General features: G+C 68.8%; 5 protein-coding genes. 1 reads left to right on the forward strand and 4 read right to left on the reverse strand.

The genetic code is table 11. The features are described 5' to 3' along the window. Positions 1-220 precede the first annotated feature (220 nt). From prpF to prpB, 4 genes are all read right to left on the reverse strand, one after another. Positions 221-1,411 carry a 2-methylaconitate cis-trans isomerase PrpF gene (gene prpF / locus X946_RS03625; protein WP_038744221.1) on the reverse strand — a complete coding sequence of 397 codons (1,191 nt, stop codon included), beginning with the start codon at positions 1,409-1,411 and terminating at the stop codon, positions 221-223. Positions 1,412-1,567: 156 nt separating this feature from the next. After that, complete coding sequence (gene acnD / locus X946_RS03630; RefSeq protein WP_038744223.1) at positions 1,568-4,162, reverse strand: Fe/S-dependent 2-methylisocitrate dehydratase AcnD; 2,595 nt, start codon at positions 4,160-4,162, stop codon at positions 1,568-1,570. Positions 4,163-4,235: 73 nt separating this feature from the next. Then, the gene (gene prpC, locus X946_RS03635) at positions 4,236-5,408 is read right to left on the reverse strand and encodes a bifunctional 2-methylcitrate synthase/citrate synthase (protein WP_038744225.1); all 1,173 of its coding nucleotides are present in this window, start codon (positions 5,406-5,408) and stop codon (positions 4,236-4,238) included. A 63-nt stretch (positions 5,409-5,471) separates the two neighbouring features. Beyond that, positions 5,472-6,365, reverse strand: a complete 894-nt coding sequence (prpB, locus tag X946_RS03640) for a methylisocitrate lyase (protein WP_038744230.1) — start codon at positions 6,363-6,365, stop codon at positions 5,472-5,474. Between the two features lie 217 nt (positions 6,366-6,582). Here prpB and prpR point away from each other — a divergent pair, with 217 nt between their 5' ends. Continuing rightward, positions 6,583-8,604, forward strand: coding sequence for a propionate catabolism operon regulatory protein PrpR (prpR, locus tag X946_RS03645; RefSeq protein WP_052144995.1), 2,022 nt, complete (start codon positions 6,583-6,585; stop codon positions 8,602-8,604). The last annotated feature ends 157 nt before the right edge of the window (positions 8,605-8,761 follow it).

An 8,761-nucleotide genomic window follows, 5' to 3' on the forward strand; every position in this document is an offset into this window, starting at 1 on the left:
CTTCGAGCTTCGAGCTTCGAGCTTCGAGCTTCGAGCTTCGAGCTTCGAGCTTCGAGCTTCGAGCTTCGAGCTTCGAGCTTCGAGCTTCGAGCTTCGAGCATCGGAGCTTCCGGGCATCGGAAAGCAGGAACGTCAAAACGCCGAAGCACCCGATCATCGAAACAGCGCCACGACTAACCACCCGAACGCCCGGTCATCGCCCCGTCCAAGCGCCGAAGCGTCAGAACGCGTCGCCCGGCACCCGCACGAAGCCTTCCATCAGCACGCGCGCGCTGCGGCTCATGATCGCCTTCGTGACGACCCACTCGCCGCCCGCCTGCTTCGCCTCCGCGCCGACGCGCAACGTGCCCGACGGATGCCCGAAGCGCACGGCCTCACGCTCGCCGCCGCCCGCCGCGAGATTCACGAGCGTACCCGGAATCGCGGCCGCGGTGCCGATGGCCACGGCCGCCGTGCCCATCATCGCGTGATGCAGCTTGCCCATCGACAGCGCGCGCACGAGCAGATCGACGTCGGCGGCCGCGACGCGCTTGCCGCTCGACGCGACGTAGTCGGCCGGCTTCGCGACGAACGCAACCTTCGGCGTGTGCTGGCGCGTCGCGATTTCGTCGAGCGATGCGATGAGGCCCATGCGCAGCGCGCCGTGCGCGCGGATCGTCTCGAACATCGCGAGCGCCTTCGCATCGCCGTTGATCGCGTCCTGAAGCTCGGCGCCGGTGTAGCCGATCGTCGCCGCGTCGACGAAGATCGTCGGAATGCCCGCGTTGATCATCGTCGCCTTCAGCGTGCCGACGCCGGGCACCTCCAGATCGTCGACGAGATTCCCGGTCGGGAACATCGCGCCGCCCGCGCCCTCCTCGTCGGCCGCCGGGTCCATGAATTCGAGCTGCACTTCGGCGGCCGGGAACGTGACGCCGTCGAGCTCGAAGTCGCCCGTCTCCTGCACCGCGCCGCGCGTGACCGGCACGTGCGCGACGATCGTCTTGCCGATGTTCGCCTGCCAGATCCGCACGATCGCGACGCCGTTCTCCGGCACGCGCGCCGGATCGATCAGCCCGCCCGCGATCGCGAACGGGCCGACCGCCGCCGACAGGTTGCCGCAGTTGCCGCTCCAGTCGACGAACGGCTTGTCGATCGACACCTGGCCGAACAGGTAGTCGACGTCGTGATCGGGACGCGCGCTCTTCGCGACGATCACCGTCTTGCTGGTGCTCGACGTCGCGCCGCCCATCCCGTCGATCTGCTTGCCGTACGGGTCGGGGCTGCCGATCACGCGCATCAGCAGCGCATCGCGCGCGGCGCCGGGCTTTTGCGCGGCCTCGGGCAGATCCTGCAGGCGGAAGAACACGCCCTTGCTGGTGCCGCCGCGCAGGTACGTCGCGGGAATCCTGATTTGAGGGAGGTGATCCATGGTTCGTGATGTCCTGTGTCGATCGATCGGAGCGAGTGCTTCGGCACCGACTCCGATCTCATGCAATGCAGGTGAGCCGGGGCCGCCCGCGCGCGGCGAACGGCCCCGCAAGGCGGCACGTCGCCGCATCGCCCGGCAACGCGCGTCACCGCACCGTTACGCCGCCTTCGACGATTCGAGGAAGTCCTGCGCGAAGCGCTGCAACACGCCGCCCGCGTCGTAGATCGACACTTCCTCGGCCGTATCGAGCCGGCACGTGACGGGCACCTCGACGCGCTCGCCGCTCCCGCGATGGATCACGAGCGTGAGATCCGCGCGCGGCGTGCGCCCGCCGATCACGTCGAACGTCTCGGTGCCGTCGATGCGAAGCGTCGTGCGGTTCGTGCCCGGCTTGAACTCGAGCGGCAGCACGCCCATGCCGATCAGGTTCGTGCGGTGGATGCGCTCGAAGCCTTCCGCGACGATCGCCTCGACGCCCGCGAGCCGCACGCCCTTGGCCGCCCAGTCGCGCGACGAGCCCTGGCCGTAGTCGGCGCCGGCGACGACGATCAGCGGCTGCTTGCGATTCATGTAAGTCTCGATCGCTTCCCACATCCGCATGACCTTGCCTTCCGGCTCGACGCGCGCGAGCGAGCCTTTCTTCACCGCGCCGTCGACCACCGCCATCTCGTTGATCAGCGTCGGGTTCGCGAAGGTCGCGCGCTGCGCGGTCAGGTGGTCGCCCCGGTGCGTCGCGTACGAGTTGAAGTCTTCTTCCGGCAGACCCATCTTCGCGAGGTATTCGCCGGCCGCGCTGTCCAGCAGGATCGCGTTCGACGGCGACAGGTGGTCGGTCGTGATGTTGTCGCCGAGCACGGCGAGCGCTCGCATGCCCTGCAGCGTGCGCTCGCCCGCGAGCGCGCCTTCCCAGTACGGCGGGCGGCGGATGTACGTGCTCCGCGGCCGCCAGTCGTACAGCGGCGCCGCGCGCTCGCCGGCGTCGGCCGCGCGCGCGAACATCGGCTCGTAGACGCGGCGGAACTGCTCGGGCTTCACGCTCGACGCGACGATCGCGTCGATCTCCTCGTCGGTCGGCCAGATGTCCTTCAGCGTGACGGGCTTGCCGTCCTGGTCGTGGCCGAGCGCGTCCTTCTCGATGTCGAAGCGGATCGTGCCGGCGATCGCATACGCGACGACGAGCGGCGGCGACGCGAGGAACGCCTGCTTCGCATACGGATGGATGCGGCCGTCGAAGTTGCGGTTGCCGGACAGCACGGCCGTCGCGTACAGGTCGCGCTCGACGATCTCCTGCTGGATCTTCGGATCGAGCGCGCCGGACATCCCGTTGCAGGTCGTGCACGCGAACGCGACGATGCCGAAGCCGAGCTTCTCGAGTTCCGGCAGCAGGTTCGCTTCTTCCAGATACAGCTCGACCGCCTTCGAGCCGGGCGCGAGCGAGCTCTTCACCCACGGCTTGCGCGTAAGGCCGCGCGCGTTCGCGTTGCGCGCGAGCAGGGCCGCGGCGATCACGTTGCGCGGGTTGCTCGTGTTCGTGCAGCTCGTGATCGCGGCGATGATCACCGCGCCGTCGGGCATCTCGCCCGCCTTCTCCTCCCACTGGCCGGCGATCCCGCGCGCGGCGAGGTCCGACGTCGGCAGCCGCTTGTGCGGGTTCGACGGGCCGGCCATGTTGCGCACGACGCTCGACAGATCGAACGTCAGCGTGCGCTCGTATTGCGCGTTGGCGAGCGTATCGGCCCACAGGCCCGCCGCCTTCGCGTAGGTTTCGACGAGCTTCACCTGCTCGTCGCTGCGGCCCGTCAGGCGCAGATAATCGATCGTCTGCCCGTCGATGAAGAACATCGCGGCCGTCGCGCCGTATTCGGGCGCCATGTTCGAGATCGTCGCGCGATCGCCGAGCGTGAGGCTCTTCGCGCCCTCGCCGCGGAATTCCAGATACGCGCCGACCACCTTTTCCTTGCGCAGGAATTCGGTGAGCGCGAGCACGACGTCGGTCGCGGTGATGCCGGGCTGGCGCTTGCCCGTCAGCTCGACGCCGACGATGTCCGGCAGGCGCATCCACGACGCGCGGCCGAGCATCACGTTCTCCGCCTCGAGGCCACCCACGCCGATCGCGATCACGCCGAGCGCGTCGACGTGCGGCGTGTGGCTGTCGGTGCCGACGCAGGTGTCCGGGTACGCGACGCCGTCGTGCGCCTGGATCACGGGCGACATCTTCTCCAGGTTGATCTGGTGCATGATGCCGTTGCCGGGCGGAATCACGTCGACGTTCTCGAACGCCTTCTTCGTCCACTCGATGAAGTGGAAGCGATCCTCGTTGCGGCGATCCTCGATCGCGCGGTTCTTCGCGAACGCGTCCGGATCGAAGCCGCCGCACTCGACGGCGAGCGAGTGATCGACGATCAGCTGCACCGGCACGACCGGATTCACCTTCGCCGGATCGCCGCCGCGTTCCGCGATCGCGTCGCGCAGGCCCGCGAGATCGACGAGCGCGGTCTGGCCGAGGATGTCGTGGCACACGACGCGCGCCGGAAACCACGGGAAATCGCGCTCGCGCTTGCGCTCGACGAGCTGTTTCAGGGAATCGGCGAGGATCGCCGGGTCGCAGCGGCGCACGAGGTTCTCGGCGAGCACGCGCGACGTGTACGGCAGGGCGTCGTACGCGCCCGGGCTGATCGCGTCGACGGCGGCGCGCGCGTCGAAATAATCGAGCGACGTGCCGGGCAGGGGTTTGCGGTTGGCAGTGTTCATTGCGTGGGGACAGACTGGGTAACGATCGTCGCGAAACGGCCGGGCGTCGCGCCCGGCCGCCGGATGCCGCCGATCAGCGCTTCTCGATCGGCACGAACTTCAGGTCTTCCGGCCCGGTGTAGTTCGCGCTCGGGCGGATGATCTTGTTGTCGACTCGCTGCTCGATGATGTGCGCGCTCCAGCCGGACGTGCGAGCGATCACGAAGAGCGGCGTGAACATCGCGGTCGGCACGCCCATCATGTGGTACGACACCGCGCTGAACCAGTCGAGGTTCGGGAACATCTTCTTGATCTCCCACATCACCGATTCGAGCCGCTCGGCGATGTTGAAGAGCTTCAGGTCGCCCGCTTCCTTCGACAGCTTGCGCGCGACTTCCTTGATCACCTTGTTGCGCGGATCGGAGATCGTGTAGACGGGGTGGCCGAAGCCGATCACGACTTCCTTGTTCTCGACGCGGCGGCGGATGTCGGCTTCCGCTTCGTCAGGCGTGCGGTAGCGGTTCTGGATCTCGTACGCGACCTCGTTCGCGCCGCCGTGCTTCGGCCCGCGCAGCGCGCCGATCGCGCCCGTGATCGACGAATAGATGTCCGAGCCCGTGCCGGCGATCACGCGGCCCGTGAACGTCGACGCGTTGAACTCGTGCTCCGCGTACAGGATCAGCGACGTGTGCATCGCGTCGACCCACGATTTCGACGGCGTCTTGCCGTGCAGCAGGTGCAGGAAGTGTCCGCCGATCGAATCGTCGTCGGTTTCCGTTTCGATCCGGCGGCCGTTGTGCGAATAGTGATACCAGTACAGCAGCATCGAGCCGAGCGACGCCATCAGCCGGTCCGCGATGTCGCGCGCGCCCGGCAGGTTGTGATCGTCCTTCTCGGGCAGCACGGTGCCGAGCACCGACACGCCCGTGCGCATCACGTCCATCGGATGCGCGGACGCCGGCACCCATTCGAGCGCCGCCTTCACGTTCGCGGGCAGCCCGCGCATCGCGCGCAGCTTCGCCTTGTACGCGGCCAGCTCGGTGACGTTCGGCAGCGTCTCGTGCACGAGCAGGTGCGCGATCTCCTCGAATTCGCTCGAGCCGGCGATGTCGAGAATGTCGTAGCCGCGGTAATGCAGATCGTTGCCGGTCTTGCCGACCGTGCACAGCGCCGTGTTGCCCGCCGCGACGCCCGACAGCGCAACCGACTTCTTCGGCTTGAAACCGCCCGCGGCGCTCGTCGCCGCCGCTTCCTTCGTCTCGCTCATCCTTATACTCTCCTGGGTTCGAATCCGTGATTCCCTGCTTCGGTGCTCGCGCGCATCCGCGCTTCAGTTCCGGCCTTGGCTGAAGAGCTGGTCCAGCTTCTCTTCGTATGCGTAGTAGCCGAGATACTCGTACAGCTCCGCGCGCGTCTGCATCGTCGGCACCGCGGCCTTTTGCGTGCCGTCGCGGCGCACCGTCTCGTAGAAGTTCAGCGCGGCCTTGTTCATCGCGCGATACGCGCCGCAGCAGTACAGCGCGATGTCGACGTTCGCGCTCTTCAGCTCGTCGAGCGTGAAGAGCGGCGTCGAGCCGAACTCGGTCAGGTTCGCGAGAATCGGCACCTTCACCGCTTCCTTGAAGCGGCGGTAATCGTCGAGCGTCTTCATCGCCTCGGGGAAGATCATGTCCGCGCCCGCCTCGACGTACGCGATCGCGCGCTCGATCGCCGAGTCGATGCCCTCGGCCGCCGCGGCGTCGGTGCGCGCCATGATCACGAAGGTCTCGTCGGTGCGCGCGTCGACGGCCGCCTTGATCCGGTCGACCATCTCGCCCGTCGGCACGCATTCCTTGCCCGGACGGTGGCCGCAGCGCTTCTGGCCGACCTGATCCTCGAGGTGCACCGCGCCGACGCCCGCCTTGATGAACGAGCGGATCGTGCGCGCGATGTTGAACGCGCCGCCCCAGCCGGTATCGATGTCGACGAGAAGCGGCAGGTTCGTCGCGTTGGTGATCCGGTTCGCGTCGACGAGCACGTCGTCCATCGTGCTGATGCCGAGATCGGGAATGCCGAGCGAGTTCGCGGCGACGCCGCCGCCCGACAGATACACCGCCTTGAAGCCGACCGCCTCGGCCATCTTCGCGGCGTACGCGGTGATCGCGCCGACCACCTGCAGCGGCTGCTCGGCCGCGACCGCCGCGCGGAACTTCGCGCCGGCGCTGATCAGTTGTGGGTTGCCCATCGACTCCTCCTGAAAGATGCTCGTCAAGAGCAAGGTCCGGGCCAGGCCGATCGCCGGCCGCTAAGCTGCTGATTCTGCGCGCAATCCGCGCTCGCCGCTCATGTCGGACAATTTCAATTTCGAAATTGAAATTCCATATTTGAAATCAGCGCGCGATAATGCGAATCGTCATCCATCCGGCCGAGCGCCGCGCGCGCCCGGCCTTTCGGTCTCGATCATGAGCACCCTACCCGAAACCGGCGTGCGCCCGCGCGTCTGGGCGGTCGGCATCAGCCGGCTGCGCGCCCTCTTTCGCGACATCGCCGACGAATACGAAGAGCGCGCCGACCTGCGGATCGTCGCGCGCGGCTACGAGGAAGCGATCACCGCGCTCGCGACGGCGGGCGGCGAGCGGCCCGACGCGATCGTCGCGGCCGGCTCGAACGGCACCTACCTGAAGGCGCGCGTGCGCGTGCCCGTCGTGCTCGTCAATCCGACCGGCTTCGACGTGATGCACGCGCTCGCCCGCGCGCGGCGCGACGCGAGCCGGATCGCGCTCGTCAGCTACGGCGAAACGCCGCCCGAGGTGCGCAGCTTCGTGGCCGCGTACGGGCTCGACGTCGTGTTCGCGTCGTACCAAAGCGCGCAGGAAGCGGAAACGCGCGTGCTCGAAATGCGCGAGCGCGGCATCGAGACCGTCGTCGGGCCGGGGCTCGTCACCGATCTCGCCGCGAACGTCGGGATGGGCGCGGTGTTCGTGTACTCGCACGCGTCGGTACGCGCGGCCGTCAACACCGCGCTCGAGGTCGCGCACGCGACGCACGCCGAGGCGCTGCGCCGCGAGCGCCTCGACAACCTGCTGCAGCATCTGCGCGACGGCGTCGTCGCGCTCGACGGCGACGGGCGCGTCGAGGCGATCAACGAGCGGCTCGCGCTCGCGCTCGGCGTCGAGCCGTCGGCCGCCGTCGGCCGCGCGCTGCACGAGCTGACGCCCGAGCTGCGCACGCTGCGCGCGGCCGACGGCGACACGCTCGCGACCTTGCGCGGCGTGCGCTACGTCGTGCATCGCGGGCCGCTCGCCGCGAGCGGCGGCGCGCCCGGCAGCGTGCTGACGTTCCAGGAATCGCGCGCGGTCGAGCGGCTCGACCGCACGCTGCGCTCGCATCAGCACGCGCAGCAGTTCACCGCGCGCTACCGGCTCGACGACGTCGTCGGTGCGTCGCCCGCGATCGCGCACGCGCGCGATCTCGCGCGGCGCTACGCGAAATCGGACGCGACCGTGCTGATCCTCGGCGAAAGCGGCACCGGCAAGGAGATGATCGCACAGAGCCTGCATGCGCTGTCCGCGCGCCGCAAGTATCCGTTCGTCGCCGTGAACTGCGGCGCGTTTCCGGAAGCGCTGCTCGAGAGCGAGCTGTTCGGCTACGAGGAAGGCGCGTTCACGGGCGCGCGGCGCGGCGGCAAGGCGGGGCTCTTCGAGGCCGCGCATCGCGGCACGCTGTTTCTCGACGAAATCGGCGAGATGCCGCCGTCGCTGCAAAGCCGGCTGCTGCGCGTGCTGCAGGAGCGCGAGGTCGTGCGCGTCGGCTCGACCGAGCCGATCCCGATCGACATACGCGTCGTCGCGGCGACGCACCGGCCGCTCTTCGCGGCCGTCGAGGCGGGCGCGTTCCGCGCGGATCTCTATTACCGGCTCAACATCCTGAACATCGGGCTGCCGCCGCTGCGCGAACGCGCGGCCGACATTCCCGCGCTCGCCGCGACGCTGCTCGCGCAGGCCGCGCAACGCGAGCCGCGGCTCGCGGACAGGCTGCGCGACGCGCACGACGCGGCGCGCGCGCTCGCGGCGGCGAACGCGGCGTTGAGCCGCTATCGATGGCCCGGCAACGTGCGCGAGCTGCAAAACGTGATCGAGCGGATCGCGGTGGAGCTCGCCGATGCCGACGAGCGCGGCGACGCGGCGGCGAGCGTGGACACGCTGCGCGCGATCGCGCCCGAGGTGCTCGCGAGCGACGCGTTCGCGGCGGGCGGCCAAGGCGAGCGCGGCGGCAACGCGGATGCAGGCGATGGTGGCGACGATGACGCCGCGCAAGGCCTGACGCTCGTGCAACGCCGCCGGCGCGCGGAAGCCGACGAAATCCGCGCCGCGCTCGACGCATGCGGCGGCGATCGCGATCGCGCGTGCGCGATGCTCGGCATCAGCAAGACGACGCTGTGGCGCAAGCTCGCCGCCGACGAAGGGAAAGCGCGGCAGCGGTAAGCGCGGCGGCGGCGTGTGACGCGCAACCGGGAACTTGCGGCGAAGCGCTTTCGCTTCGGTTCTTGCGGTTTGCGGTTTGCGGTTTGCGGTTTGCGGTTTGCGGTTTGCGGTTTGCGGTTTGCGGTTTGCGGTTTGCGGTTTGCGGTTTGCGGTTTGC

It is taken from the genome of Burkholderia sp. ABCPW 111, assembly GCF_000773065.1.
GTDB classification, from domain to species: domain Bacteria; phylum Pseudomonadota; class Gammaproteobacteria; order Burkholderiales; family Burkholderiaceae; genus Burkholderia; species Burkholderia savannae.

What these genes read in the sequence shown, in the direction of transcription:
- prpR (WP_052144995.1), top strand. Translation starts at nt 6,583, where the DNA reads ATGAGCACCCTACCCGAAACCGGCGTGCGCCCGCGCGTCTGGGCGGTC.
- prpF (WP_038744221.1), bottom strand. Translation starts at nt 1,411, where the DNA reads ATGGATCACCTCCCTCAAATCAGGATTCCCGCGACGTACCTGCGCGGC.
- prpC (WP_038744225.1), bottom strand. Translation starts at nt 5,408, where the DNA reads ATGAGCGAGACGAAGGAAGCGGCGGCGACGAGCGCCGCGGGCGGTTTC.
- prpB (WP_038744230.1), bottom strand. Translation starts at nt 6,365, where the DNA reads ATGGGCAACCCACAACTGATCAGCGCCGGCGCGAAGTTCCGCGCGGCG.
- acnD (WP_038744223.1), bottom strand. Translation starts at nt 4,162, where the DNA reads ATGAACACTGCCAACCGCAAACCCCTGCCCGGCACGTCGCTCGATTAT.